Here is a 25,759-nt window from a genome sequence, read left to right as displayed (position 1 = left end):
CTGCCGTGTTGTTCATGCGTTTGAACGCCGGAGATTTAATTTTCCAAGGGTCACTAAGATCCTCTCAAATCAGGAGCAAACCATGTTACCTCCACGTTCGCTATCCGGCACCTGGCGCAGTAACTTGCGCCGACTTGCCGTGGTAACCGCCACGTTGACACTGGCCATACCCGCCTGGGCGCAGAACCAGAAACCGAATATCCTTGTGATCTGGGGCGACGATGTTGGTCAGTCCAACATCTCGGCCTACACGCGGGGGTTGATGGGGTATCAGACACCCAATATCGACCGTATCGCCGAAGAAGGTATGATGTTCACGGATTACTACGGTGAACAGTCGTGCACGGCTGGGCGATCATCTTTCATCATGGGGCAATCCGTTTTCCGCACGGGCCTGTCCAAAGTTGGCCTGCCGGGCGCTGAGGAAGGCATGCAGATCGAAGACCCGACCATTGCGGGCCTTCTGAAAGCGGAAGGCTACGCCACGGGTCAGTTCGGAAAAAACCACCTGGGCGACCGGGATGAACATCTGCCGACAAACCACGGTTTTGACGAATTTTTTGGCAACCTCTACCATCTCAACGCCGAGGAAGAGCCGGAAAACATCGACTATCCCAATGATGCTGTTCTGCCCGATGGCAGAACCTTCCGACAAGCTTTTGGCCCGCGCGGTGTAATCAAGTCGACAGCAGGTGGTGAGATCGAGGATACCGGCCCGCTGACCAAGAAGCGTATGGAAACGGTCGACGATGAAACCGCGGCAGCTGCGATTGAATTCATCCGCAAACAAGAGGAAAGCGGCACACCGTGGTTCGTCTGGTGGTCAGGCACCCGGATGCATTTCCGCACGCATGTTTCCGAAGAGAAATGGGCAAAAGCCAATGAAATCGTGGGCAAGCAGGTGGATGAGTATACGGCTGGCATGATCGAACACGACATGCATATCGGTGACTTCCTTACTGCGCTGGACGAGCTGGGCATCGCCGATAAAACCATCGTGTTTTATTCGACCGACAATGGTCCGCACATGAATACGTGGCCAGATGCCGCGATGACACCGTTCTGGGGTGAGAAAAACACCCAATGGGAAGGCGCATGGCGCGTACCCGCCATGGTTCGGTGGCCCGGCAAGATTGCCGAAGGCGCTGTGTCGAACGAGATCGTGCACCATATGGATTGGTTGCCAACATTCCTGGCGGCGGCTGGCAACGAAACCGTGAAAGAAGATCTTCTGGAAGGCGTCACCGTGGCCGAAGTTGGCGGCGGGCGTGACTACCGCGTGCATCTGGATGGCTACAACATCCTGCCGTTGCTGACCGGCGAAACAAATGAGAGCCCGCGCAGGGAAATCTTCTATTTCACCGACGATGGTGACCTTGCGGCACTGCGCTTCGGTGATTGGAAGATCACCTTCCTTGAACAAAAGGCATGGGCAACCTTGCGCGCCTGGATGGAGCCTCTGACCCCTCTGCGTGTGCCATTGATCGCCAACTTGCGACGCGACCCATACGAGCGTGGCTATCGCACATCGAACACCTACTATGACTGGATGCTCGACCGTGCCTACATGCTGGTACCTGCGCAAGCCTATGTCGCGCAGTTCCTTGAAACCTTCAAGGAGTACCCTCCCCGGCAAGAAGCCGCGAGCTTCAGCCTCGACAAGGTGATGGAGAAGTTGACGTCACCCCCGGGCGCACCGTGATGCTGGCCGTTTGATCCAAGACACGACAAAGCCGGAGTCCCGATACCGGGGCCCCGGCGCTTCTCATTGGCAGTTGAAAATTGAGGAATAATCCGTGCGTCTGTTTTTGATATTGTGCAGTGTGCTAGGAGCGACGGTCGCCATCGCCGACCCCTTGCCCTCTTGGAACAATCTAGAATCCAAAGCGAAAATCGTTTCGTTTGTTGACGAGGTGACCGACCCTGCCTCAGCTCACTACGTGACGCCCGATGACCGGATCGCCGTATTCGACAATGACGGAACGCTTTGGGCCGAACAGCCCGTGTATTTCCAGTTTGTTTTTGCCATGGACCGACTGGCCGATCTGGCCGAGCGGGACCCGTCGATCCTGGCAACTCCTGCTTTGGAAGCTGCAGCAAAGGGTGATCTAGCGGCCGTTCTTGAAGGCGGGCATGAGGCGCTGATCGAAGTTGTCAACGCATCGCATTCTGGCACCAGCGTCGATGACTTTCAGGCAGGTGTTGCGCAGTGGCTGGAAACCGAACGCCACCCTGGCACCGGCCTGCCCTATGACCAGATGACCTATCAGCCGATGGTCGAGTTGCTGCGTTACTTGCGTGATGAGGGTTTCAAAACCTACATCGTATCCGGCGGCGGCATTCATTTCATGCGCGCCTTTGCCGAGGATGCATATGGTATCCCGCCGGAACAGATATTGGGGAGCTATGCAGACAGCACCTATAAGGTGATCGACGGCAACCCGACGATCATCAAGGCACCGGGGTTAGCCTTCATCGACGACAAGGAAGGCAAGCCGATCAACATCGAACGTACGATTGGCAGACGCCCGATTCTGGCCGCAGGCAACTCGGACGGAGATTTCGCTATGCTGGATTGGACAACGTCGGGTGATGGCCCGCGTTTGGGAATTCTGATCCACCACACGGACGCCGAACGCGAATGGGCCTATGACCGCGAAAGCCCAATAGGAAAGCTGGCAGACGGGCTGGATCAGGGTTCTGACAAGGGATGGATCATTGTCGATATGGCGCAAGACTGGTCACGCATCTACACTGGGGCAAACTGAACGGCCCGAAAGATGTAAGACCCCATGTGGACAGCGCTGGTATCTATCTTTGTATTCACGTTGTACGTGGCTGCATTTGTGTTTTCGATCCGAGCAGCACAAACCGCGCGAACACCGCAAGGTGCAGTTGGGTGGGTGGTCTTTCTGGTATCAGCACCTTTCCTGGCGGTGCCGTTGTATCTTTTTCTGGGACACCATCGCTTTCACGGATATCGCATCGCGCGCCAGAAAAGTGAGCGGGTTGTTGAAGGGATCAAAACCTTTGCCGATTACTCAAGGCCCGATCCCTCGTCTATGTCGATCAATCCGCGCCCATTCGAGTTTCTGGCGCATCTTCCTGTGTCCAGCGGAAACGGTGCCCGGCTGCTGGTTGACGGGCACGCCACATTCGACGCCATTTTCGACGCCATCGACAAGGCCAAGAACTATATCCTCATTCAGTTCTACATCATCAGAGACGACGCACTGGGCCGCAAACTGCAATCCAAGCTGATCGAGGCGACGAAACGTGGGGTTCACGTCCGTTTCATGACCGATGCAGTCGGCAGTTATGGTTTGCCGCGCGCGTATCTGGATACCATGCGTGAAGCCGGGATTGATGTCGCCGACCCTCGTCAACAACGCGGCCCGAATTTTCGGTTTCAGCTGAATTACCGAAACCACCGCAAAACCGTCATTATCGATGGCGAGACAGGCTTTATCGGTGGGCACAATGTAGGCGAGGAATATCTGGGCAAACACCCGCATTTCGGCCACTGGCGCGACACTCACATCATGATGTCCGGTCATGTCGTCCGGCAATTGCAGCTTATCTTCACCGAAGACTGGCATTGGGCACATAACGAAGACCTGATCGATGAACTTGACTGGGCGGGCAGTGAATCCGAACAGAACATGAATGCCCTGCTGGTTGCGACCGGGCCCGGAGACGAAACCGAAACTGGCGCCATGATGTTCTTTGCGGCAATCGCCGAGGCAAAAGAACGGTTGTGGATTGCGTCGCCTTACTTCGTACCCGACATCGATGTCATGACAGCCCTGCAACATGCCGCGATGCGCGGTGTGGATGTACGCATCCTTGTTCCTGACATGATCGACCATCGCCTGCCCTGGCTGGCCGCGTTTGCCTATTTCGATGAAATCCGCGACTGCGGCGTACGCGTGTTCCGCTATACCGGTGGGTTCATGCATCAAAAGGCGTTCGTTGTTGACGAGACGCTGGCCGCTGTTGGAACAACAAACCTCGACAACCGATCCTTCCGCCTCAACTTCGAAGCAATGGCGCTGTTCTTTGATGCCCGGGCTGCGCAGGCCGTCGACCAGATGCTACAAGAAGATTTCGAATCTAGCTACGAACTGACCCGCAGGTTGCGTCAACAACCGGCCCACATCCGCTTTGGTGCGCCGCTGGCGCGGTTGTTTGCTCCGATCCTTTAGGAAAAGAACCTCTCCTGAAAGACGCGTGTCATCAGTGCGACCAGATACGCGGTCGACAATCCAAACGCCAACAGCCCGGTGACCGAGGCAAACGAGCCGAAAATGCGCAGCCCTTCACCCAAAACGATGTCGCCGTATCCGAGCGTCGTAAACGTCACCAACGAGAAATAGATGGCCGAGTTCCAGTCCGGCAGAACATTCAGCAATACCCAGACGATAGCCCAGATCCAGACCTGAATGGTGTGCGTTGCGATAATGAAGCCCAAGGCAACGGCAATTGGCCCCGCGGTTGCCACAAACACCCCGCGTGTGACCCATCTTTTATCCATCTTGATTATGGACATCGTGCACCAGGTCAGAAAGAGAATCTCGATCAGGATGCAAATACCCAGAAAGGTACTGCCCCAAACGATCTGATGCAGCAACGTCATGTATTCTCACCCTGAATTTCGACCATGGATTGCCTGGGCACAATGACCTTTAGAACCACAAGGCACAACCCCGCCGCCAGATGAAGTAGCCTGCGGCGAAAGGAACCGGAGTAAGGTCTGCACTGGACAGTTGGGAAGTCCAACGCACATCCTGTGCAAAAAAGGGCGCTTCATGCTGTTGATCATCGACCGAGTTCAGAAAACCTACCCCGGCGGGCGGCCCGTTCTGCGCGACGTGTCTCTGACACTGGATCAGGGACAAACGCTTGCTCTGACCGGTGACAGCGGCAGCGGTAAGAGCACCTTGCTGAATCTGGCCGCCGCCCTGGACAGTTTCGACAGAGGCGAGATTACGCTGGATGGCACGCCCCTGTCCCCTTTGGATGATGCGGGCCGGGCCGAGCTGCGGCGCAGAAAGGTTTCGCTTGTGTTCCAGCAGTTCAACCTGATCCCATCGCTGACCGTGGGGCAAAACCTGTCCTTTCATGCCCGCCTTGCAGGTACCGAAGATGCCCAATGGTCCGGGCAATTGGCAGACCGGCTTGGGCTTTCGGATCTGCTGGACCGCTACCCCGAAAGCTTGTCGGGCGGCCAGCAGCAGCGGGTGGCCATAGGACGGGCCATGGCCGCGCGCCCGAAACTGTTGCTGGCGGACGAGCCGACAGGCAATCTTGACGAAACCGCCAGCGCCAAAGTGCTGGACCTGATGCTGTCACTTGTTTCTGATACTGGCGCGGCTTTACTACTGGTGACGCATTCCCCGCAGATCGCGGCCCGTCTGGACACGCACCTACGGCTGAGCGGCGGGTGCATCCAATGACATTGGCCGTCGTCCAGGCCCTGCTGTCCCATTGGCGGGTGCACCGGTTGCAACTGGCAACACTGCTAATCGGTATCGCCCTGGCAACTGGTTTGTGGTCCGCTGTTCAGGCCATCAATGCCGAAGCCCGCGCCAGCTATTCCCGTGCCAACGCCCAGCTGGCACTTGGGCAGTTTGACGAGTTGCGAGATCCAGCCGGTTTCATCCCCATGTCCCGCTATGTCGATCTGCGTCGCGCGGGATGGCAGGTGGCCGCCGTACTGGAAGGCCCTTATCGGGTCGCTGGACGTACGTTGCGTTTGATGGGCGTGGATATGGTGGCCTATCCCGCCTTGCCCGCAATTACCGAGGCCCAGCAAAGCGGTGCGCCGCCCGACCCGGCGGACATATTGACTGCTCCGGGCCGCCTGCTGGTTTCGACAGAGTTGGAGCACTTGTTGCGCGGTCACGATACTCTGCCCCCGGTTCTCAGTACCTCAGCGCTGCCGCCGGATGTGATCCTGACGGATATCGGCGTTGCCGAACGTCTTCTGAATCAGCCCGGTTCAGTCTCGCGGCTCATTATTCTGCCCGATCAACCCCGCGGGCTTCAGCCCCTGACCACGATCGCGCCAGAGCTGGAACGCATCAGCCCGTCACAAAAGATCGACACTGCTCGGCTGACCGACAGTTTCCACCTGAACCTGTCAGCCTTTGGATTGCTGTCCTTTGCAGTCGGCCTTTTTATCGTGAACGGCACAGTCGGGCTGGCATTTGCCCAACGCAGGGGCATTATCCGCACGCTGCGGGCACTGGGTGTTTCGATGCGATTACTGGTCTGGCTGATCCTTGCCGAGCTGACATTTCTGGCCTTGATCGGTGGGCTCGTCGGGTTGCTTTTGGGCTTCTTTCTGGCCGGAGCACTTCTGCCCGATGTCGCGGCCACGTTGCGTGGCCTTTACGGCGCACCAGTAACAGGGCAACTGACGCTGCAACTGGAATGGTTTTTGGCTGGGATTGCCATGGCAGTCTTTGGCACATTGCTGGCCAGCGGCCACGCATTGTGGCGCCTGTCGCGTATGCCCCTGCTGGCAAGTCCGGGCGTTCAAGCGTGGCGGGGCGACCCCCGCGCGCGCCATCTTGCTGCGGCGATGGGTCTGATCATGATTCTGGGTGGCGGTTTGGCCTATGTCACTTTCGGGGGGCTGATCGCCGGGTTTGCCCTGTTGGCTGGCTTGCTAACCGGTTCAGCTTTGATGTTGCCTGCGCTTTTGTCTCTAACGCTTTCACTCTGCGGCCGCGCGGCGCGGGGGCCTGTTGCCCAATGGGTTTGGGCAGATATGCGGGCACAACTGCCCGGATTGTCACTTGCCCTGATGGCCCTGTTGCTGGCTTTGGCGGCGAATGTCGGCGTAGGCACGATGGTGTCCAGCTTCCGGCTGACATTCGTCGGGTGGCTTGACCAGCGCCTGACGTCAGAACTCTACCTGACTGCCAGCGACGACGATCAGGGGCAGGAGATTACCGACTGGCTGCGCCCTCAGGTCGAAGCCATTCTGCCAATCCGAAATGTGGAATTGTCGCACGAAACGGGGCCTCTGTTTCTTTACGGTGTCGTGGATGATCCGGTCTATCGGCAGAACTGGCCGGTGATCACCTCAAGCCCGAATGCATGGGATGACGTCATGGCCGGACGTGCGGTTCTGATCAACGAGCAACTGGCCCGGCGTGCCGATCTCTGGCCCGGCGGTGCTTTGGCCTTATCGCGGGACCACATCCTGACCATCGCCGGGGTCTATTCGGATTATGGGAATCCTACCGGGCAAGCCATCGTCTCGATGGACCAACTGAACCGGATCGCTCCGGGTACGGAGGCCCGCCGCTTTGGCATTCGTCTAAACCCCGAAAACGCAACCGAAATGGTGCAAACCTTAAGGGAACGGTTCAATCTTCCACGTCAGTCTGTCGTACAGCAAGCTGCAATGAAGGCGCAGTCGTTGTCGATATTTGAGAAGACTTTTGTCGTGACCTCGGCCTTGAATGTGCTGACCCTCGGCGTGGCAGGATTTGCCATTCTCACCAGTCTACTGACCCTGTGGACCCAGCGCCTGCCACAGATCGCACCGGTCTGGGCGCTGGGGCTAAACAGGGCGCAACTTGCAGGGCTGGAACTGTTGCGCAGCTTATTGCTGGCGGCATTGACCGCCTGTCTGGCGTTGCCACTTGGGCTTGTTCTGGCATGGGTTCTGCTGACGGTGATCAACGTTCAGGCTTTTGGTTGGCGCCTGCCGATGTTCGTCTTCCCCTGGGATTGGCTGCGGCTGTTTCTACTGACCCTTCTTGCTGCCCTGCTTGCCGCCGCCCTGCCCGCGCTACGGATGCTGCGCCTGCCACCCGCCGATCTGCTGAGAGTGTTCGCCAATGAACGTTAGGACCCTTCTGTTCCTTCTTATGTGGCTCTACCCGATACCGCTTTGGGCGCAGGGCTACGCAGGTCTCGGCGGGTCGGCCGAAGGCTTTGACGTGCCAGTAGCCGGGTATGAGTTTGATTTCCCAAGGGACCACGGCCCCCACCCGGCCTACCGCATCGAATGGTGGTATCTGACGGCCAATCTCCAAGGGGACGACGGCCTGGACTATGGCATTCAATGGACTCTGTTCCGATCTGCCCTGAAGCCCTATGACAGCGACGGGTGGCAAAGCCCGCAACTTTGGATGGGTCATGCTGCCGTGACGACCCCCAAGGCTCATCTTTTTACCGAGCGATTGTCACGCGGGGGGATTGGGCAGGCCGGTGTGACAGTACAACCGTTTGAGGCCTGGATTGATGAATGGCGCATGGCCGGATCGGATTTGGACAGCCTGTCACTGACGGCAAATGGTGAAGACTTCGGCTATGACCTTTCGCTGACTGCGCAAGGGCCATTGGTTCTTCACGGCGACGCGGGCTATTCGGTCAAATCTTCTGATGGGCAGGCAAGTTACTATTACTCGCAGCCCTTCTATACAGTCGAAGGCGTGCTGCATTTGCCGGATAGCGAAGTCCGTGTAACCGGTCAGGGCTGGCTGGATCGGGAATGGTCCTCACAACCCTTGGCGGCAGATCAGAGGGGTTGGGATTGGTTCTCGCTCAGCTTTGAGGGCGGCGATAAGCTGATGGCTTTTCGCCTGCGCGGGGACCGAGGCGACTTCACTTCGGCCACCTGGATCAATTCAGACGGCAGTACTGAGGCCATCCCCAACGGCTCAATCAGCCTTTTGCCGCTGAGTACCAACGAGGTTGCCGGGCGTGACATCCCGACACACTGGCAAGTCGATCTTGTGGACCGGGGCATAGAAATTCAGGTCTCCGCCCTGACACCTGATGCGTGGATGGGTACCAGTTTCGAATACTGGGAAGGCCCTGTCACCGTAACCGGCAGCCATGAAGGCGTTGGCTATCTTGAGATGACAGGCTACTGAACCAACCCGATATTTGTTCACGACCAGCGACGCGATCTTTTGCGCGCTGGAAAATCAGTCAGCGAACGACATACACCGAGACGTTGGAATGCCGCACCACTCGCGCGGCATTCGGGCCAAGCAGGTAGTCCTTAAAATCCGGCTTATGCGCGCCGATCACAATCAGATCGGAACCGGCGCTTTCGGCGGTTTTCAGAATCTCCTGATAGGCTGTGCCTGTCGCAACGACATGGCGGATGCTTTCATTGCGCTCGGCCCCCAATGCCGAAATACACAGCGCCGTCAGTTTGGCCTGCGCCTCAGCCAACGCCTTGTCGTGAAAATCGGATTCAAAGAACCCGGACACCCAGCTTTCCCCGAAATCGGGCAACACAGTCACAACATCCAACTGTGCCCCTTCCAGATCCGCCAAAGCTGCGGCTTTCTTCAGGACCGGAGCATCAATCTCGCCATTGCTGATATCAATGGCACACAGAACAGAACGTGTCATGCGGGCACCCCTTGTCTGGCGGCACGGCCGCGTTGCAGGAACGCGATAAGTCCCAAGAGGATCATCGCTGGGATATAAACCAACTGCTTGGGCAGCTGGTCGGACGGTAAGCTGACCGAGGCCAGGCGTACGGGTTCATCGCCATAGTAGTCGAAGATGCCCAGATCGTCGGCCACCGGCGTGCCGAACAGCGGCTCGTCAAGCTTGATCAGTCCGTCCTCGGGGACCAGCAGCAAGCCCATCGCCTCGACTCGCGCGGCCCCTCCTTCTTCGTCGCCCACAGTGACAACAACGGTTGTATCCACCATCTCGAGCGTATCGAAATCGGGGCCCGCGACGACCAGGCGTACATCTGTTCCCGGCGGTGTCTGACCAATGGTTTCTTCGAATGCAGCGGGTTCAACCGATTTGAACGGAGGCGAGATACGATCCATGAAAAAGTCTGGTCGAAACAAAGCAAATGCCACCAGAACGAGCGCGACACTTTCATAGATACGGCTGCGGGTCAGGAAATACCCCATCGTACCCGCCGTGAAGACCAGAATCGCTATGGTCGCGAAAACGGCCACCGTGATCCCTTCAAGCCATGTAACGTCGATCAAAAGAAGATCAGTGTTGAAGATGAACACAAAAGGCAGTGCCACGGTGCGCAGGCTGTAGAAAAACGCCGTGAAACCGGTTTTGATCGCATCACCGCCCGACACAGCAGCCGCCGCGAAGCTTGCAAGCCCAACAGGCGGTGTAACATCGGCCATAATCCCGAAGTAAAACACAAACAGGTGCACAGCGATCAACGGTACAATCAGCCCGCTTTGCGCGCCCAGTTCAACGACGACCCCGGCCATCAACGAGCTGACAACGATATAATTCGCCGTGGTCGGCAGACCCATGCCCAGAATCAGGCTGAGCAGCCCAACCATAACCAGCATAAGGATAAGATTGCCGCCTGAAAGGAACTCGACCAGGTCAGCCATTACTTGCCCAACACCCGTCAAAGTCACTGTGCCGACGATCACGCCCGCAGTGGCAGTTGCCAGCGCGATACCGATCATGTTCCGTGCACCATCAATCAACCCCTGCCACAGGTCAGCGACGCCATCGACAAAGGTGTTCTTGAGATTGCTCTGCCCCCGGAAAAGAGCCTTGAGCGGTTTCTGCGTCAGCAGGATTACGAACAGCAAAGCGGTCGCCCAGAACGCCGACAGTCCCGGCGATTTCTGTTCGATCATCAGGAAGTAAACCAGAACGATGATCGGCAGCAGGTAATGCAAACCTGCCTTATAAATATCAGCGATAACAGGAAGCGTGACCTCTTTTGCATTCGGGTCGTCCGGCTCAAGGTCCGGCACCTGAGCGGCCAGATAGAGCAATCCGACATAAACCGCGCAGACGATCAAGCTCAGCACCAGGCCTGCCGCAGACGGTACCCAGCTTGTTACAGCATCGACCGGGAATTGCGAGCCGTAACAAAGCCCTGCAAACACCAGAAAGAAAGCCAACATACCCACAACGGTTCGCGCCAGATGCACGTCACGGTCGCCCAAAGTCGGCATGTTTCGCTTCACAGCTTCCAAATGCACGATATAGACCAGCGCGATGTAAGAAATCGCCGCAGGGAGGAAGGCGTGGGTGATCACCTCGACATATGAGATGCCCACATATTCCACCATCAGGAAGGCAGCCGCGCCCATCACAGGTGGCATGATCTGACCGTTGACCGATGAGGCCACTTCGACCGATCCGGCCTGTTCACTGCTAAAGCCCACACGCTTCATCAGCGGAATGGTAAATGTTCCGGTCGTCACAACGTTGGCAATCGACGAGCCCGAGATCAGGCCGGTTGCAGCGGAACCAACGACGGCCGCTTTGGCCGGACCACCACGCAGGTGTCCAAGCGCACCAAAAGCCATTTTGATGAAGTAGTTCCCCGCCCCTGCCTTATCCAGCAGCGCACCGAACAGCACGAACAGGAACACGAATTTGGTGGAAACGCCCAAGGCGATGCCAAACACGCCTTCAGACGTGATCCACATATGGCTCATCGCCTTTTTGAGACTCGCACCTTTCCAGCGGATAACTTCCGGCACCCATTCAGATGCGCCAAAGAAGACATAGGCCAAAAAGATCGTCGCGATAATTGCCATGGCCGGGCCAAGCGCGCGTCGCGCGGCCTCGAACAGTAGCACCAAGCCAAGCAACGCGACCCATTTGTCCGTATCGTCGGCCAAACCGCCTGCATTTACGATCTTGTCATAGAAAAAATAGCCATACAGCGCGACGAACGCACCGACCAAGCCCATGATCCAATCCTGAATCGGGATAAAGCCACGCGGGCTGGTTTTCAGCGCTGGATATGCCGCAAATGCCAGAAACAGAGCGAAGGCAAGATGGAATTGCCGCGCATTGTTTACCACGCTACCTGGCAACACGTAGTTTGCGAGCGGCGACGCCAGGATAACCTGAAAAATCGACCAGATCGCGGCTACAATCGCCAGGAAGACACCTACATTCCCGACCGGATTACGCCCGCCCGCGTCGGATGATGCGACCAGATCCTGAAGCTCTTCTTCGGAAAGCGGACGATTGGATTGAGTGTCGGAATTCATCAAATGTCTCCCCGTCGCGGCCATTTTTGACCTTCTAACTCACCTGCTTGGTACAGGCGTTGTGCAGGGCGCCCTAAAAAGCGCCCTGCTTCAGGTCTGGTTTACTGAATCCAGCCTTTTTCTTTGTAATACTTCTCGGCCCCCGGATGCAGCGGCGCCGACAGGCCGTCCGCGATCATTTCTTCGGGCTTGAGGTTGGCAAACGCCGGGTGCAGTTTTTTGAAGTCTTCAAAGTTTTCAAAGACCGAGCTGACCACCGCATATACCGCGTCGTCCGACACATCTGCCGAAGTCACAAAAGTCGCACCTACGCCAAACGTCTGGGTGTCGCCGTCAGAACCACGGTACATGCCACCGGGGATGGTTGCAGTACGGTAGAACGAATTGTCGTTGACCAGCTTGTCCACGGCTTCACCGCTGACATTCACCAGAACCGAGTCACAGGCTGTGGTGGCTTCCTGGATCGAACCAGACGGGTGACCAACGGTATAAACCATAGCATCGATCTGGTTGTCGCACAGGGCAGCCGATTGTTCAGCCGCTTTCAGCTCTGTCGCCAGTTCGAAATCATCGGTTGACCAGCCCATTTCGCTCAGAAGAACTTCCATGGTGCCCCGCTGACCGGAACCGGGGTTCCCGATGTTCACGCGCTTGCCTTTCAGGTCTTCAAAGTTTGTGATGCCTGCATCGGCGCGGGCCACAACAGTAAAGGGCTCAGGGTGGACCGAGAAGACGGCGCGCAGGTTTTCGAAAGGACCGGCCTCTTCAAATTTCGAGGTGCCGTTATACGCGTGATACTGCCAGTCGGACTGGGCAACACCGAATTCCAGCTCGCCTTCGCGAATTGTGTTGATGTTGTAGACCGAGCCACCGGTCGATTCGACCGAGCAGCGGACACCGTGTTCCTTCCGGCCCTTGTTTACCAGACGGCAGATCGCGCCACCTGTCGGATAGTAAACACCGGTCACGCCGCCGGTACCGATTGTAATGAACTCTTCGGCATACGCCGCCGGAGCCAACATGGCTGCGGTTACAAACGCGCCGAGGCTCAATTTGCTGCTGTTTCTCATTTCAATACTCCCACATTTTTTGTCTGGCAGTTGGAATTCAAATCGATCATCTGCCCATAAAACTGTGCCGATAACGATAATCGGCCCGCCTTACAGCAGGTGCAACCTGTTGAATTTTCCAGTTTCTCCCAACCCCTTTGAGGGTTCATTCAGATACTATCAATGTCAAGGCCAGCGCCAGCCTGACTCGCATCAATCCGCATATATGAGCGCAGATTTCGAATTTTCCCCTCTGGCACACAGCAATACCCGCCAGATCGGTCTTCCTGGTCTTTGCTCCCAAATATGTTCAGGTCGGTTCAACAGCGGGTCGTATATGGTGCCCTTTCGCAGGGAGAAGTTGATACCAGAGGACTGAAAGGAACCAGACCAGATCGAAAAGTAAGAATTAAGTGTGCGAACACGCAAGTGGCCCGAAAAGAAAAACAGGAAGCAGGTTCCCCTAACTCCCTGTTTTTACTTTGGTACCCAAGGCCGGACTCGAACCGGCACGGTATCACTACCGGGGGATTTTGAATCCCCTGCGTCTACCATTCCGCCACTTGGGCCACGAACACTGGATTAGCGCCCATCAAAGGGAAGGTCCAGAGGCAAAAATCATCCAATAATCCATTTGTTTCCACTGCGATGGTTGACGGGCCGTCAGGTGCGTGGTTTGGCTTTCCCGGGTCGAGAACGGGATTTGAGTGCTTAATGTTGCGATCGCTTTATGACTGGACAATTCGTCTGGCGGAACACCCTCATGCGCTGTGGGCGCTGGCCGTAGTGGCTTTTGTCGAAAGCTCGTTCTTTCCAATCCCCCCCGACGTTCTGATGATTCCGATGATCCTGGCGCGCCCGTCGCGCGCCTGGCTGATTGCATCTGTTGCCCTGGTGGCTTCGGTTCTGGGCGGGATGCTGGGCTACGCGATTGGTGCGTTTTTCTATGAAAGTCTGGGACAGCCCATTCTTGAATCAATGGGCAAGGCTCATGCGATGGAAGAATTCAACACTCGCTTCAACGATTTCGGGTTCTGGGCGGTTCTGGCCGCCGGTGTGACGCCTTTCCCGTACAAGGTCATCACCATTATGTCCGGCTGGACAGGAATGCCGCTTGGAACATTCATCGCAACGTCGATACTGGCACGCGCGCTCAGATTCTTCCTTGTTGCGGCCCTGCTTTGGGGCTTTGGCGAGCCGATCCGTGAGTTTATCGAAAAACGCCTGGGGCTGATGTTCACCTTGTTCATCATCCTGTTGTTTGGTGGCTTCCTGGTGGTGAAATACCTATGACGAGACGTTCACAACTTATCGCACTGGCAAGTCTTGGGTCCCTGGCCCTTCTGCTGGCAGCTTTTGGCTTTCAGCATCTGGGCGGCCTTGCCCCATGTAAAATGTGTATCTGGCAGCGCTACCCGCATGGGTTCGCAATCGCAATTGGCGTTTTGGCGCTGGCCTTACCAAGGCTAAGTTTCCTGCCCCTCTGTGGCGCAATGGCCGCCGCCACCACTTCGGGCATTGGGTTCTATCACGCCGGCGTTGAGCAGGGGTGGTGGGAAGGTCCGACCAGTTGCACATCCGGCAGCATCAGTGGGATGTCGAATGACGATCTGTTCGATCAGATTATGTCCGCGCCTTTGGTTCGCTGCGACGATATCCCGTGGGAAATGTTCAACATCTCGATGGCTGGGTGGAATGCCATTGCCTCGGCTGTTCTGGTGCTGATCTGGCTCGCGGCGTGGAAGTCAGGCCGGGCCTAGAATTCGTCCAGCTCTGCATCCCAATACAGAAAATCGATCCAGCTTTCGTGCAAGTGATTGGGGGGGAATTTCCGACCAACATTGCGCAGTGCTTCGGCGTCAGGCTGGCGCGGCGGCTTACGCAGGTTCATTCCTGCCTGACGCAGTGATTTCGACCCTTTGCGCAGGTTGCACGGGCTGCAGGCCGCCACAACGTTCTGCCAACTAGTCACCCCACCGGCGGCGCGTGGCACCACATGATCAAAGGTCAGATCACCACGACTGCCACAATACTGGCATCGGAACTCGTCCCTCAGAAATAAATTAAAGCGCGTGAAGGCCACGCGCTTTCTGGGTTTTACATAGTCTTTCAAAACAACGACCGAAGGTATTCGGATCTGCGTACTCGGGCTGCGAACCACTTCGTCGTATTCGGCCACGATGTCGACCCGATCCAGCCAGGCGGCCTTGATCGCCTCTTGCCAGGGCCACAGGGACAACGGGTAATAAGACAGGGGGCGATAATCGGCGTTCAAAACCAATGCCGGATGATGCTTCAATGCACCTGGCTCCCTGACAAATTCGGTCCTGAAGTCTCCGTCCATATCAGAATCGCTCCTCGCTCTGCTCTGCCCGTTTTTGACATCAGAGCGGGGAACACCCGCCCCGGCCTTAATATAACTATATATCGTGTTAATACTCTGACAAGCCCTGATTTTCCACAATATGTCGCAAACTGGGTAATGCGAATCCGTAACAGGCACATGACAGTTATCCACAGCTTGCGCGGGGTGCACTCTTCAGGGTATGCGCACGTCATGTCCTGGTTCATTCGCTTCAACAAACCTTATGATGTGCTGCCGCAGTTCACCGACCGCGACAATGCGGATACGCCGCGCAGTACACTGTCCGATTTCATCGATCTGCCCGGGGTTTATCCCGCCGGTCGACTGGACCGTGACAGCGAAGGTTTGATGCTATTGACCGACCACGGCAAGTTGCAGGCGCAGATCTCGGACCCCAAGCACAAGATGGCAAAAACCTATTGGGTTCAGGTCGAAGGTATTCCGGACGAAACCGCCCTGAAAGCGCTGCGAAACGGCGTCGAGTTGAAAGACGGCCTGACCCGTCCGGCGAAGGTGCGGCAGATCGACGAGCCAGACAACCTGTGGCCCCGCACCCCGCCAATCCGCGAACGCGAGACTGTACCAGACAGTTGGATAGAACTGTCCATACGCGAGGGCAAAAACCGTCAGGTGCGTCGAATGACGGCCGCCGTGGGCCTGCCGACCCTGCGCCTGATCCGCTGCCGCATCGGTGACTGGACATTGGACGACCTGGAACCGGGCCAGTGGGACAGCCTGCCCATGCCGTCCCTGAACTCCACACCGCAACGAAAACGCGACCGTCGACCGCGCCGGTGACATACCCTGCCCTGATCTGCTAAACTCGGGTCATGAAACTAACCCCCGGAATACCGGCCCCTTCGGCGATTCTGGAAGCGTCGCTTTATGTCGATGATCTGGACGCAGCGGAACAGTTTTACGGCGAAGTACTGGGCCTGGAACGCATTCAGCGTGTCGCCGACCGCCACGTGTTTTACCGAATTGGCGGATCGGTCCTGTTGATCTTTAACCCGGAACAGACGGAACAGCCGCCCCTGAACCCGGACATGCCTGTTCCGTCCCACGGCGCCCGTGGTGCAGGACACGTGTGTCTTGTACTGACCCGAGATGAAATCGCGGTAATGCGCAAGCACCTTTTGGACTGGAATGTCCCCGTAGATGCAGAATTCGACTGGCCCGGAGGCGCACGTTCCTTGTACGTGCGCGACCCGGCCGGAAACTCAATCGAATTTGCGGAAGCCCATCTTTGGTCTTGAACCCATACAAAACGACCGTGTTCCGCTGAACTGACCTTACTGGCTAAAGGCTCAGCTTGTCGCGCATGAAGGCCAGAGCCACACTCAGCCCGTCCGGGGCGATTCCGTGCCCGGTGCCCTTCATGACATGGGCATAGACCTCTTTGAAACCGGCGGATTGCAGGGCCTCTGCCGCTTCGGGCAAGGATTGCGGCGGGACGACGTCGTCGGCATCGCCATGCACCAGCAGTACAGGCATCCGGCTGACGGTTTCGTCTGCCAGAAGGTCCGCCTCTAGCAAACGGCCTGAGAAAGCGACAATTCCGGCCACGGGGTCTTCGCGGCGGGGCGCGACATACAGGCTCATCATCGTGCCCTGGCTGAAACCAAACAGGACAACCTGTTCTGGCAACAGGTCTTCATCCACCATCAGAGCATCCAGAAAGGCGTTGAAATCCTCGACCGCCATTTCCATGCCCCTGCGCGCCTCTTCTTCGGACGACCCGTCAATCCAGGGAATCGGAAACCACTGAAAACCATTGGGCATTCCGGGGATCTGCTCGGGCGCGTCCGGGGCCACGAACAATGTGTCGGGCAGATGTTCACCCAGCGGGTCGGCCAAACCCAGCAGATCGGCACCGTTTGCGCCATAGCCGTGCACGAACACCACAACCGAGCGCGTGTCGCCCGAAACAGGCTCTTTCCGGAGCGCATTCAAAACCCGTGTCATCTGATCCCTTCTCTTTGCTTTGCAACCCGGTAATAGGCCCACAGCACCCGCGCCGCAACCGAGCGCCAGGGCGACCAGGCCTCGGCCATCTTGCGCAGTTCTTTATCCGTTGGGCGGTTGGGCAGGTCATAAAGGATGCGCGCGGCCTCTTGCAGCGCCAGATCACCAGGTGCGATCACATCAGCGCGACCAAGCGAGAACATGGCGTATATCTCCGCAGTCCAGACGCCAATGCCTGACACTTGCGTCAGCGTGGCCACAATTTCTGCATCAGAGGCATCACGTAACGCTTTGTAATCTATACGCGCTTCTGCCAGAGCCTTTGCATAGCGGATCTTCTGACGGCTTAACCCTACGGCCCGCAGATCGTCATCCGTTGCCCACATGATCTTTCGCGGACCCGTCAATTTGGCATCTTGCAGGCGTTTCCATATTGCATTGGCCGAAGCCACGCTGACTTGTTGGCTGACAATGGCACTCAGCAGTTGCGCGAACCCGTCGGGACGGCGACGTAACGGCAATGGGCCAGTCTGTTCCATTGCATAGGCCATGCGCGGACAGCTCTGGGCCAGCCAGTCGGCCCCTTCCGCCACACAATCCGGCGTTTCGATGATGCGGCCAACGGGCATCTGTTCTCCTTGCTCGGTTGTCACTGGCACGTTAGGCGCATGTGCCGCAGATGCAACCGGCTTGTGCCGCATACACTTAGCCGATAACCATTCCGCCATGACCATGATCTCGACCCTTCCCGATGACCGTCAGGCCAAACGCAACGTTGCTGTCTTGGTGGCAGCGCAGGCCATTCTGGGCGCACAGATGCCAATGATGTTCATCGTCGGAGGGCTGGCGGGTCAGTCGCTGGCGACCAATCCCTGCCTGGCGACATTGCCCATTTCGCTGATTGTTCTGGGATCGATGCTGGCAGCCACGCCGATCTCGGCCATCATGCAAAAATGGGGGCGTCGGGTCGGGTTCCTTGTTGGCGCGACATCCGGTGCGTTGGGCGGGCTGATCGGAGCCTATGGCCTGTTTCTTGGCTCTTTCCCCGTCTTCTTGGTCGGCAGCCTGTTAACAGGCATCTACATGAGCGCCCACGGATTCTACCGGTTCGCCGCAGCGGACACCGCATCGGACGAGTTCCGCCCCAAAGCGATTTCCTATGTCATGGCTGGTGGATTGGCAGCTGCCATCATTGGCCCGCAGATCGTAAAGCTCACGTCCGAAGCCTACGTCATCCCGTTTCTGGGCACCTATCTGGCTGTCATTGGGATCAATGTACTGGGGTCCGCCCTGTTCTTCTTTCTTGATATCCCAACGCCCGCAAAACCCACCGGCACCGAGCCCAAGGGACGATCGCGACTGGAATTGCTGAAAACACCCCGCATCGCCGTGGCCATCATATGTGCCATGGTATCTTACGCGCTGATGAATCTTGTGATGACTTCGACGCCGTTGGCCGTGGTAGGTTGTGGTTACTCGGCCAATGACGCCGCTGACATCGTCACCAGCCACGTGCTTGCCATGTATGTGCCCAGTTTCTTTACGGGTCACCTGATCGCCCGGTTTGGCATCGAAAGGATTGTGGCGCTGGGTCTGGCGATTCTTGCAGCCGCTGGCCTGGTCGCTTTGCAGGGCGTAGAATTAGGGAACTTTTTCGTCGCTCTCATTCTTCTTGGTGTTGGATGGAACTTTGGCTTTATCGGCGCGACCACGATGCTGGCCGCATCGCATGAGCCGCAGGAGCGCGGCCGGATGCAGGGCCTCAACGACCTGCTGGTGTTTGGCGGAGTGACTATGGCTTCGCTGGCTTCGGGTGGATTGATGAACTGCTCGGGCGGTTCCCCGGTCGAAGGGTGGACAGCAGTCAATCTTGCTATGATCCCATTGCTGACACTGGCAGGCGGCGCCCTGTTGTGGCTGGTTCTGCGACCGGCCGACCCGGAACGGGCCTGATCACCAGCGCCCGCTGCCCGCAGTCCACATCAAGGACAGCCGTTGCTGTATTTCTCCCGGAACAAGATCACCGGAGGCAACACGTTCTGGGCTAGCTATTGCTTGCTTCAAAATCCGTTCGGCCAACCACCCGGAAAATAATGCTGGCCGTGCCTCGGCCGAAATCTCAGCCCGATGCGATCTGGCTTTTTGCAGGCGATTTAATGCGGTTCCGGCCAAGGCACGCACCCCTTCAGGGGTACCGTCCAAAAGCGGTATCCGCCCGCGTTGTTCCAGTTCAGGAATAGCCCTGAGCCAGTTCGCCACCCCAACCGCATATCCAAAGTCACGCAACACAGTTTCATCGGCCACCCCCAGCGCCTGGGCTGATGCAACAACCAATGAGCCCGTGCTGTGATCGATGTAGGCGTCAAAGTGCTCCTGATCCTCGAACGGATCACGATATATATCCCAACGCCTTACGGCCACATATTCATCCAAAACACCAGCCAGATGGGGCGAAAGAACCTGTGACAAGGGTGTTACTACCTCGTGCCGCCGTACGGTTGCCCCTTCAGCAATTTCCTGTAGCGCGTCACGCCACCATTGCAGCCGCATCTCGGCGATCATCGGCTCTTGCGTCGCCCAGGGCGCGCGGGCAACTTCGACGTTTAACGCGTAAATCGGGAACAGGACTGCACGGTCTGCCACCGGTGCAGCCATCGCTGCGCGGAAACGATCTGGATCAGCCCGTTGCACAAGTTCCGCGCAGGCCTTGACGTCTTGGTCAAAGACCACGCTCACTCGGCTGCTGCCTTTTTCGGATCACAATCGCGCACCAGTTTCCATTGAATCGCATCCAGAAGCGCCTCGAAAGACGCATCGACTATATTCGCGCTGACGCCCACGGTGGACCAGCGCCGCCCCTGCCCGTCTTCGCTGTCGATGATGACACGCGTGACCGCTTCGGTGCCGCCTTGCGTAATCCGCACCTTGAAGTCGACCAGACGCATATCTGACAACACCTGTGAATACTGGCCCAGATCCTTGGCCAAGGCTTTGGCTAGGGCGTTCACCGGCCCCCTGTCGCTGCCTGACTCGTCCATGGATTCGCTGACAGACAGCTTCTTTTCACCATCCACTCTTACGACAACAACGGCCTCGGACAGGCTGACCATCTTGTTGTATTTGTTCTTACGCCGTTCAACGGTGACTTTGTAACGCTTGACCTCGAAGAACTCAGGCAATTGACCCAGCTCTTCCCGCGCCAGCAGTTCAAAACTGGCCTGAGCGGTGTCATAGGAATATCCATCCGCCTCGCGGGCCTTTATCTGGTCAAGGATGCGGCCAAGTGCGGGGTCACCTGCCTCAACACGCAAACCAGCCTCGGTCAAACGCTTGCGCAGGTTTGACTGACCAGCTTGGTTCGACATCGGAATGATGCGGGCGTTCCCGACGCTTGCGGGGTCCACATGCTCATATGTCGATGGATCCTTGAGGATCGCGCTGGCGTGCAGTCCGGCCTTATGCGCAAAAGCCGACGCCCCGACATAAGCCGCCTGCTTGCTGGGCACCCGATTCAGAACATCATCCAGCATCCGGCTGACCCGGGTCAAACCAGCCAAAGCCTCACGGCTGACACCAATATCAAACTGCGACGCATAGGGTTCCTTCAACAACAGAGTCGGGATCAAAGCGGTCAGGTTCGCATTGCCGCAACGTTCGCCCAAACCATTCAATGTACCCTGAATTTGCCGTGCACCGGCCTCAACAGCAGCCAGAGAACAGGCAACGGCATTTTCGGTATCGTTATGGGTGTGAATGCCCAGCCGATCACCGGGCAACCCGGCTGCGATCACCTCGGATACAATCCGCCCGACCTCGGACGGCAAAGCGCCACCATTTGTGTCGCACAGGACAACCCACCGCGCGCCAGCCTCAAGCGCTGCGCGACAAACATCCACGGCATATTCCGGATTGTCCTTGTAGCCGTCAAAGAAATGTTCCGCATCAAACAGCGCTTCTCGCCCCTGCGCGACGATATGCGCGACCGAGGCGCGCACGTTTTCTGTGTTCTCTTCCAGTGAAATACCAAGCGCGTGGGTGACGTGATAATCATGCGACTTGCCGACCAGACAAACAGCCTGCGTTCCCGCATTCATCACGGCTGCCAGCACATCGTCATTCTCGGCTGATCGTCCTGCGCGTTTGGTCATGCCGAACGCCGTCAACCGGGCCTCGGTCTTTGGGGCCACCTCGAAAAACGCGCTATCGGTCGGGTTGGCGCCGGGCCAACCGCCTTCGATGTAATCCACGCCCAAAGTGTCCAGCGCCTGCGCGATCTGCACTTTTTCTGCGGTCGAAAACTGCACGCCCTGCGTTTGCTGCCCATCGCGCAGGGTTGTGTCGTAGAGGTAGAGGCGTTCCTTAGTCATCAGACCTCCTCCAGCTTGGCAGCATCAAAACCGGCGCCGGGCACCAGTTCGACACTGTTCTTGCTCATCCGGACTTCAAGCCCTGCCGCAACATAAGCTGCCTTCAAGCGATCAACTTCCGAGAAGTCCTTGCTTTGCATTGCGATTTCGCGTGCCTTCGCTAAACGGTCCGCATGAGAGGTCAAATCGACAGATGCGGTATCTGCCCAGTCGCTCATCTCAGGTAAAAGCAAACCCAGCAGTTGCGCACTGGCCAGCAGACCTGCGGCGTCACCGTCTGAAGCCAGACGATAAAGCTCGCTCATGGCACCTGCCGTATTCAGATCGTCACTTAGTGCTGCGATGACTTCAGGTGCCGCGTTGGCTGCGGGCTCGATGCCCGCTGTCAGCGCCCGCCACTTGCGCAGCGTCGCCTCGGCCTCACGCGCCTTCTTTTCGGTCCAATCCATTGGCTTGCGATAATGCGTCTGCAGAAAGACGAAGCGGATTACCTCGCCCGGCACACCCTGCTCCAACAGATCATGCACGGTAAAGAAATTGCCCAGCGATTTGGACATCTTCTTGCCCTCAACCTGCAACATCTCGTTGTGCATCCAGACCCGCGCGAACTCCCCATGCGGGTGAGCGCATTTGCTCTGGGCGATCTCGTTTTCATGATGCGGGAACATCAGGTCATTGCCACCACCATGGATATCAAAGCTCTCGCCCAGCAATTCATAGCTCATGGCCGAGCATTCGATGTGCCAGCCCGGACGTCCCCGGCCCCACGGGCTGTCCCAGCCCGGGAGATCATCAGTCGAAGGCTTCCACAACACGAAATCCATCGGGTTTTTCTTGTATGGCGCGACCTCGACCCGCGCGCCCGCAATCATGTCATCGACCGACCGGCCAGACAGTTTGCCATAGCTATCTTTCCAGCTGTCGACCGCGAACAGAACATGACCTTCGGCGGCATAGGCGTGACCCTTGGCAATCAGGTCTTCGATCATCGCGATCATCTGGGCGATATACTGGGTCGCGCGTGGCATCTGGTTGGGTTCCAACGCTCCCAACGCGCCCATGTCGTGCAAGTACCAATCGATGGTCTCGTCCGACCGCTCCTGCACCAATTGCTCAAGCGTGCCTTCTGCGCCCGCCTGTTTGCGCGCCAATGCCGTTGCGTTGATCTTGTCGTCCACGTCGGTGAAGTTGCGCACATAGGTCACGTGCTCTGTGCCATAGACATGGCGCAACACGCGGTAGAGCACATCGAACACAACCACCGGGCGGGCATTACCCAAATGGGCACGATCATAGACCGTTGGGCCACAGACATACATCCGCACGTTTTCAGGATCGATCGGTACGAAGTCTTCCTTCGTCCGCGTCCGTGTGTTGTGCAGCTTGATCGTCGTCATCGGTCGGGCTCCTAAGAAACAGTAAAGGCTTACGCGTTGGCGCGGGCTTAGCAACTTGTCTCAGGGATGAAAACGAAAGAAACCGGCCCGCTTGATAAATCAGCAGGTAATGCAGCAGATAATAATGATGCAGGTCACCGGGTTCATGGGACATCGGTTAGCATGGGATCATTCCCAAGCCAAGTGTTGAGTTTGCCATCCCCGTTCGGCACAGTGCCGAACATGGACCGAGATTTCGTCAATTCCATCTGCAAAACGCTGCCCGGCGCTGAACTGTCCGATCCCTGGGGCGGTGGCCATGACGCCTGGAAAATTGGTGGCAAAATGTTCGCCTGTATCGGGATCGCAAATGACGGTGTTTCCGTAAAAACACCCGATATCGAAACGGCTCAGATGTTGATAGACACCGGGATCGGCATAAAAGCCCCCTATTTCCACCGCAGCTGGGTGCGTCTTCCGTTTGACACCGGTGCAGACGAAATGCGCCATCGTTTGACTGTGTCCTATGACCTTGTCCGCGCATCATTGACCAAAAAACTTCAGGCCTCGATAGCGCCGCGAAGCTGATTGACAAACGCCTGCCGCTCTGCCCCATTCAGCGCAGAGTAACCGGGGCCATTGTCATGGAATTGTCCAAGCGCATCACGCAGATCACCGGCGGCAGCGACGGGTGGGAGGTGTTCAATCGGGCCCGACGGATGCTGAATGAAGGGCATGCCGTGACAGAATTGACAATCGGCGAGCATGACGTTCGTACCGACTCGTCGATCCTGCACGCTATGGACCTGTCGGCCCGCAACGGTCACACCGGTTATGCCACGGTGCCCGGAACGGATTTGCTGCGCGATACGGTTGCTGCCCGGGTTCAGTCCCGCACAGGCATCCCAACGACGCGCAACAATGTACTGATCACGCCCGGTGGGCAGTCCGCCCTGTTCGCGGCGCATATGGCGGTGTGCGATCCCGGCGACACCGGGCTGTATCTGGACCCGTATTATGCCACCTACCCCGGAACGATTCGCGGTGCCGGGGCCATTGCCCGCGCTGTTCGGACCGCTGCAGAGGATGCATTTCAACCGCGCGCAGATTTGATTGATGCAGCGGCGGAAGGCGCGGTTTCGCTGTTGATCAACACGCCGAACAACCCGACCGGAGTGGTGTATTCCCGTCAGTCACTTGAAGCCACTGCCGATGTTTGCCAACGCCGTGACCTGTGGCTGATATCAGACGAAGTCTATGACACCCAGATCTGGGAGGGCGAGCACCTGTCCGCCCGCGCGCTGCCCGGAATGGCCGATCGTACCTTGGTGGTTGGATCAATGTCCAAATCACATGCCATGACCGGGTCCCGATGCGGGTGGATCGTTGGTCCGGAATACGTGATCCGCCACCTGATAGATCTGGCTACTCATACAACTTATGGCGTTCCGGGGTTCATTCAGGACGCGGCCAGCTTTGCACTGACCGCAGGACAGGAACTTGAAAACAAGATCGCCGCGCCATTCCGTCGCCGCCGTTCATTGGCGATAGACGTATTGGCGGCACAGAACACAGTGGGGCTCATCCCGGCGCAGGGTTCTATGTATCTGATGCTGGATATACGGGCGACCGGGCTGACGGGCGAAGGGTTTGCGAACGCCCTGCTGGACACTCATGCGATTGCCGTCATGCCGGGCGAAAGCTTTGGCAAAGCCGCAGCGGGTCACATTCGGGTTGCCATGACCGTGGATGATGAGAAATTTGTCAGTGCCTTGAGAACCCTGTGCATGTTTTCAGCGCAGCTCGCCAAGCGACACGCGGCTGAATAGCTGCATCTAAAACCGAAATGTCGTACGCAGGTTGAAAACATTGGTGTCCAGACTGCCGCTGGATCGGGTGACATCGTCGAAATTCTGCCGCAGTGCCTCACCGCTGATAACGAAATTCTCGCCAATCGGATAGGCCAATCCGATTCCGTAAACCGCTGCCGTGTCACTGTCGACCGACGTATCAGCCCGCGCCGCGCCTACGACCACGTATCCCAGAGCGTTACCGAATTCATATCCGCCACGCAGTTTCAAGCTGGTCATGCTGTCGAGACTGCCCTGAGACTGGCCAAGGTTCAGGGACAGCCGGTTATATTCCAACTCACCGCCCAGAACGAAATTCCCAAAGTCCTGATCATAGCCCAGATGCGCACCAAAGGCCGTATCATCGCCATTCGCACCGCCCGGACCGTCGGCATCTGCAAATCCAAAACTGAACCCTGCATACCCGCCAGTCCAATCCTCAGCCGCAACAGGGCTAGCTCCGGCGATCAATATCGCAACAACAAGGACGGAAAAAGGGTTCATAGTCGGGCTCAATGCAACACCGCTCTGGTTTCGATCAGAGGCATGACTTCAATTCAATCTGTGACCTGCTGGTCATAATTCAACTCCGCTCAGCAGACCTTGGAAGTAAGTGAATGCAGTATAACAGATTTCTTCCAAAACGGGTGAAAATCTCGGCGTTTGGTTCTTTGACCCCAAAAGCCCTAAGAATTGTTCATGTGAATAATTATCAAAGGTCGCAAATAGAACAGATTGTGTCGCCGCGTTTTGGAATGGTCGCGCAAGACGTTGAGGGGCAAAATGGCAGACGA

The 25,759-nt window shown here is 57.2% G+C and carries 24 protein-coding genes and 1 tRNA gene; 13 read left to right on the top strand and 12 right to left on the bottom strand.

Translation table 11 applies throughout. From position 1 onward, the window contains the following. The first annotated feature begins 82 nt into the window (after window positions 1-82). From ACR0EK_RS02155 to cls, 3 genes are all read left to right on the top strand, one after another. Entirely contained in the window at window positions 83-1,702 is a 1,620-nt protein-coding gene (locus tag ACR0EK_RS02155) for an arylsulfatase (RefSeq protein WP_480564658.1), read from the top strand. Window positions 1,703-1,796: 94 nt separating this feature from the next. Beyond that, window positions 1,797-2,768, top strand: coding sequence for an HAD family hydrolase (locus ACR0EK_RS02150; protein WP_480485564.1), 972 nt, complete (start codon window positions 1,797-1,799; stop codon window positions 2,766-2,768). A gap of 24 nt (window positions 2,769-2,792) precedes the next feature. Further along, window positions 2,793-4,205: a cardiolipin synthase gene (cls, locus tag ACR0EK_RS02145; RefSeq protein WP_267366420.1), complete on the top strand. Its 1,413-nt coding sequence runs from the start codon at window positions 2,793-2,795 to the stop codon at window positions 4,203-4,205. Here the strand turns inward: cls and ACR0EK_RS02140 are convergent. Next, complete coding sequence (locus ACR0EK_RS02140; RefSeq protein ID WP_209503849.1) at window positions 4,202-4,636, bottom strand: ion channel; 435 nt, start codon at window positions 4,634-4,636, stop codon at window positions 4,202-4,204. The genes cls and ACR0EK_RS02140 overlap by 4 nt on opposite strands. A gap of 172 nt (window positions 4,637-4,808) precedes the next feature. Here ACR0EK_RS02140 and ACR0EK_RS02135 point away from each other — a divergent pair, with 172 nt between their 5' ends. From ACR0EK_RS02135 to ACR0EK_RS02125, 3 genes are read left to right on the top strand one after another with little or no spacing between them, the layout of a single operon-like run. Continuing rightward, a complete protein-coding gene (locus ACR0EK_RS02135; protein WP_480564654.1) occupies window positions 4,809-5,456 on the top strand; it encodes an ABC transporter ATP-binding protein in 648 nt (215 codons plus the stop codon). Then, window positions 5,453-7,867 carry an FtsX-like permease family protein gene (locus ACR0EK_RS02130; protein ID WP_480564651.1) on the top strand — a complete coding sequence of 805 codons (2,415 nt, stop codon included), beginning with the start codon at window positions 5,453-5,455 and terminating at the stop codon, window positions 7,865-7,867. Before ACR0EK_RS02135 ends, ACR0EK_RS02130 begins: the two co-directional genes overlap by 4 nt. Next, on the top strand, window positions 7,857-8,897 hold the full coding sequence (locus ACR0EK_RS02125; protein WP_480564649.1) for a lipocalin-like domain-containing protein: 1,041 nt from the start codon (window positions 7,857-7,859) through the stop codon (window positions 8,895-8,897). The genes ACR0EK_RS02130 and ACR0EK_RS02125 overlap by 11 nt, the downstream gene beginning before the upstream one ends. Before the next feature lie 58 nt (window positions 8,898-8,955). Here ACR0EK_RS02125 and ACR0EK_RS02120 read toward each other — a convergent pair whose 3' ends face one another. The 4 genes from ACR0EK_RS02120 to ACR0EK_RS02105 all read right to left on the bottom strand — a co-directional run bounded on the left by ACR0EK_RS02120 (window position 8,956) and on the right by ACR0EK_RS02105 (window position 13,611). Further along, on the bottom strand, window positions 8,956-9,387 hold the full coding sequence (locus ACR0EK_RS02120; protein ID WP_480480811.1) for a universal stress protein: 432 nt from the start codon (window positions 9,385-9,387) through the stop codon (window positions 8,956-8,958). Then, window positions 9,384-11,993, bottom strand: a complete 2,610-nt coding sequence (locus ACR0EK_RS02115; RefSeq protein ID WP_480564646.1) for a TRAP transporter permease — start codon at window positions 11,991-11,993, stop codon at window positions 9,384-9,386. Before ACR0EK_RS02115 ends, ACR0EK_RS02120 begins: the two co-directional genes overlap by 4 nt. Before the next feature lie 101 nt (window positions 11,994-12,094). Further along, complete coding sequence (locus tag ACR0EK_RS02110) at window positions 12,095-13,063, bottom strand: TAXI family TRAP transporter solute-binding subunit (RefSeq protein ID WP_480564643.1); 969 nt, start codon at window positions 13,061-13,063, stop codon at window positions 12,095-12,097. A 462-nt stretch (window positions 13,064-13,525) separates the two neighbouring features. After that, window positions 13,526-13,611: transfer RNA gene (locus ACR0EK_RS02105), tRNA-Leu, on the bottom strand. Window positions 13,612-13,756: 145 nt separating this feature from the next. Between ACR0EK_RS02105 and ACR0EK_RS02100 the strand changes: the two genes are divergently transcribed. Together ACR0EK_RS02100 and ACR0EK_RS02095 are read left to right on the top strand one after the other, a co-directional pair. Next, window positions 13,757-14,335 (top strand): YqaA family protein, encoded by a 579-nt coding sequence (locus ACR0EK_RS02100; protein ID WP_480485552.1) that lies wholly within the window; start codon window positions 13,757-13,759, stop codon window positions 14,333-14,335. Next, window positions 14,332-14,802, top strand: coding sequence for a disulfide bond formation protein B (locus tag ACR0EK_RS02095; RefSeq protein ID WP_480505075.1), 471 nt, complete (start codon window positions 14,332-14,334; stop codon window positions 14,800-14,802). Before ACR0EK_RS02100 ends, ACR0EK_RS02095 begins: the two co-directional genes overlap by 4 nt. Here ACR0EK_RS02095 and ACR0EK_RS02090 read toward each other — a convergent pair. Then, the gene (locus ACR0EK_RS02090; RefSeq protein WP_480485548.1) at window positions 14,799-15,386 is read right to left on the bottom strand and encodes an HNH endonuclease; all 588 of its coding nucleotides are present in this window, start codon (window positions 15,384-15,386) and stop codon (window positions 14,799-14,801) included. The genes ACR0EK_RS02095 and ACR0EK_RS02090 overlap by 4 nt on opposite strands. Window positions 15,387-15,599: 213 nt before the next feature. Between ACR0EK_RS02090 and ACR0EK_RS02085 the strand changes: the two genes are divergently transcribed. Together ACR0EK_RS02085 and ACR0EK_RS02080 are read left to right on the top strand one after the other, a co-directional pair. Then, window positions 15,600-16,205: an rRNA large subunit pseudouridine synthase E gene (locus ACR0EK_RS02085; protein WP_480557910.1), complete on the top strand. Its 606-nt coding sequence runs from the start codon at window positions 15,600-15,602 to the stop codon at window positions 16,203-16,205. Window positions 16,206-16,237: 32 nt separating this feature from the next. Further along, window positions 16,238-16,663, top strand: a complete 426-nt coding sequence (locus ACR0EK_RS02080) for a VOC family protein (RefSeq protein ID WP_480564639.1) — start codon at window positions 16,238-16,240, stop codon at window positions 16,661-16,663. 43 nt (window positions 16,664-16,706) lie between these two features. On the opposite strand, the gene ACR0EK_RS02075 is transcribed toward ACR0EK_RS02080, so the two are convergent. Together ACR0EK_RS02075 and ACR0EK_RS02070 are read right to left on the bottom strand one after the other, a co-directional pair. Then, the gene (locus tag ACR0EK_RS02075) at window positions 16,707-17,372 is read right to left on the bottom strand and encodes an alpha/beta hydrolase (protein ID WP_267364470.1); all 666 of its coding nucleotides are present in this window, start codon (window positions 17,370-17,372) and stop codon (window positions 16,707-16,709) included. Continuing rightward, on the bottom strand, window positions 17,369-18,001 hold the full coding sequence (locus ACR0EK_RS02070) for a DNA-3-methyladenine glycosylase family protein (RefSeq protein ID WP_480564636.1): 633 nt from the start codon (window positions 17,999-18,001) through the stop codon (window positions 17,369-17,371). The genes ACR0EK_RS02075 and ACR0EK_RS02070 overlap by 4 nt, the downstream gene beginning before the upstream one ends. 97 nt (window positions 18,002-18,098) lie before the next feature. Here ACR0EK_RS02070 and ACR0EK_RS02065 point away from each other — a divergent pair, with 97 nt between their 5' ends. After that, window positions 18,099-19,325: an MFS transporter gene (locus ACR0EK_RS02065; RefSeq protein ID WP_480564633.1), complete on the top strand. Its 1,227-nt coding sequence runs from the start codon at window positions 18,099-18,101 to the stop codon at window positions 19,323-19,325. Here ACR0EK_RS02065 and ACR0EK_RS02060 read toward each other — a convergent pair whose 3' ends face one another. The 3 genes from ACR0EK_RS02060 to cysS are packed head-to-tail and all read right to left on the bottom strand — an operon-like array spanning window position 19,326 to window position 23,136. Then, window positions 19,326-20,102 (bottom strand): squalene/phytoene synthase family protein, encoded by a 777-nt coding sequence (locus ACR0EK_RS02060; protein ID WP_480565261.1) that lies wholly within the window; start codon window positions 20,100-20,102, stop codon window positions 19,326-19,328. It abuts the gene before it with no gap. A 2-nt stretch (window positions 20,103-20,104) separates the two neighbouring features. Further along, window positions 20,105-21,739 (bottom strand): citramalate synthase, encoded by a 1,635-nt coding sequence (gene cimA, locus ACR0EK_RS02055; RefSeq protein ID WP_480564630.1) that lies wholly within the window; start codon window positions 21,737-21,739, stop codon window positions 20,105-20,107. Continuing rightward, entirely contained in the window at window positions 21,739-23,136 is a 1,398-nt protein-coding gene (gene cysS / locus ACR0EK_RS02050) for a cysteine--tRNA ligase (RefSeq protein ID WP_480564627.1), read from the bottom strand. The genes cimA and cysS overlap by 1 nt, the downstream gene beginning before the upstream one ends. 222 nt (window positions 23,137-23,358) lie before the next feature. Here cysS and ACR0EK_RS02045 point away from each other — a divergent pair, with 222 nt between their 5' ends. After that, on the top strand, window positions 23,359-23,703 hold the full coding sequence (locus ACR0EK_RS02045) for an MmcQ/YjbR family DNA-binding protein (RefSeq protein ID WP_480564624.1): 345 nt from the start codon (window positions 23,359-23,361) through the stop codon (window positions 23,701-23,703). Between the two features lie 56 nt (window positions 23,704-23,759). Further along, on the top strand, window positions 23,760-24,944 hold the full coding sequence (locus ACR0EK_RS02040) for a pyridoxal phosphate-dependent aminotransferase (RefSeq protein ID WP_480564621.1): 1,185 nt from the start codon (window positions 23,760-23,762) through the stop codon (window positions 24,942-24,944). Between the two features lie 6 nt (window positions 24,945-24,950). Here the strand turns inward: ACR0EK_RS02040 and ACR0EK_RS02035 are convergent, their stop codons facing one another. Beyond that, on the bottom strand, window positions 24,951-25,469 hold the full coding sequence (locus ACR0EK_RS02035; RefSeq protein ID WP_480485535.1) for an outer membrane protein: 519 nt from the start codon (window positions 25,467-25,469) through the stop codon (window positions 24,951-24,953). Window positions 25,470-25,759 lie beyond the last annotated feature (290 nt).

It is taken from the genome of Ruegeria sp. AE4 (assembly GCF_056542185.1).
This window is presented reverse-complemented; position numbering and strand designations above follow the sequence as displayed.